The organism is Brucella sp. IR068 (assembly GCF_049065885.1).
Classification (GTDB): domain Bacteria; phylum Pseudomonadota; class Alphaproteobacteria; order Rhizobiales; family Rhizobiaceae; genus Brucella; species Brucella intermedia.
The window spans coordinates 1-1451 of sequence record NZ_JBAKHE010000044.1 but is presented as its reverse complement, the minus strand read 5'-3'; the positions used below and the strand labels follow the sequence as shown (position 1 = coordinate 1451).

Below are 1451 nucleotides of genomic sequence, written 5' to 3'. Positions count from 1 at the left end.
GGCCTTCGAACTTCTTCTTGTTGGCTTCGTTGGCACGAAGAGCCTTGCCCTGCGGGAGCAGGAAGTTACGGGCATAGCCGTCCTTGACCTTGACGGTTTCGCCCATCTGGCCGAGGCGGCCAATGCGTTCCAGAAGAATGACTTCCATTGGAGTTTCCTTTCGAGTTTCTGATCGGGTTTACTGACTGTCGGCGCCAGGCATTTTCGAAACCGGCGCGCCGCGCGAAGTGTCGAAAAGTCCGAGAACCATGAAGATGAAAAGCAGGAATGCGAAAAGTATGATCGCAAAGTAGGCAAGCCACAGCGCCACCGGGCGCCAGACCTTGCCGCGTGTGCGAAAATGCATGATGGCAAGACCTGACATCATGAAGCCTGCGCTGAGAGCGCCGGCGATGACGGTCGCAATCAATCCGGCGCCGCCGGGAAGAAATGCGACCGCAAGAGCGACCGCGAAGACAAGCAAAGCCGGGCGCGGCATGCGCAGCGTCGCGGGCCAGTCGTCACGCGGACGGCGCAGGCGACCCGACATCGAGATCAGGCGCTGCGCCAGATAAAGATTGCCAACGAGAATAGCGAGGCAGGTTGCCGGCTGGATTGCAGGCAAGACGACCATCAGGAGCGCGGTCACATTGTCCCGAATGTCTTCGCTGGCCGTGAACTGGGGATCGGCTTCCGCAAGTTGGTCGATAAGGGTGCTAGCGAGTTCGCGCGCCATGTCCGGGCCGAACCCAAGAATGGCGCCGATGACGATGAAGCTGAGCGCCACCATCAGGGCAAGGCGGAAGATGATGTCCGACAGCGGATACCAGACCAGAATATCCTTCGGTCCGCCGAGTTCTTCCGCTGGCCGTGCGAGGCCGGAAAGATACGCTCCCGTCGCCGCAGGTACGAAGCTCGTCAACGCCATCAGGAGTGCTGCGATCGGAACAGCGACTACGCCGACGGCAACCGTGGCGGTGGCGGCGGCAACGATACCGGCGCTCGACCCCCAGCCAAGGGCAACGACGAAGATGGGAAGCGGTGTCAGGAAATAGAGAACCATGGCCATGGCGGCGGCCATCGCGCCACCTTGCATGATGACGCCGGACGACATCAAGGCCGAGGCAAGCCCCGCCAATATGCCGATACCGATAATGGTTCCATTGAATTTCATCAGTTTCGCTGTCCTGCTCCGGTCTGGCCGGTTCGTGCAGTTAGAGGACTCTGCCCCAACTCGGGTTTTTGGTACATCCGCTACGCCCATCGCAACGGAGGAAACGGGAGGAGGCGAACCACCTCCCGAATTCGTGTTCTTACTTCACAACGTAAGGCAGCAGGCCGAGGAAACGGGCGCGCTTGATCGCCTTGGCGAGTTCACGCTGCTTCTTCTGGCTGACGGCCGTAATACGGGAAGGAACGATCTTGCCGCGTTCGGAAATGTAACGCTGCAGAAGCTTGATGTCCTTGTAGTC

At 59.8% G+C, this 1451-nt stretch carries 2 protein-coding genes and 1 pseudogene; all 3 read right to left on the bottom strand.

Going from position 1 to position 1451, the window contains the following annotated elements; genetic code table 11:
• Positions 1-148: pseudogene (locus ACOWVS_RS23375) on the bottom strand (50S ribosomal protein L9); the annotation flags it as partial.
• Positions 149-178: 30 nt separating this feature from the next.
• A complete protein-coding gene (locus ACOWVS_RS23370; RefSeq protein ID WP_025091918.1) occupies positions 179-1153 on the bottom strand; it encodes a DUF2232 domain-containing protein in 975 nt (324 codons plus the stop codon).
• Positions 1154-1292: 139 nt separating this feature from the next.
• A partial coding sequence (gene rpsR, locus ACOWVS_RS23365) for a 30S ribosomal protein S18 (RefSeq protein WP_420973184.1) occupies positions 1293-1451 on the bottom strand: 159 nt, incomplete at its 5' end.

Excerpts from the sequence above, each read along its gene's own strand:
- ACOWVS_RS23370 (WP_025091918.1), bottom strand. The coding sequence starts at position 1,153 with ATGAAATTCAATGGAACCATTATCGGTATCGGCATATTGGCGGGGCTT.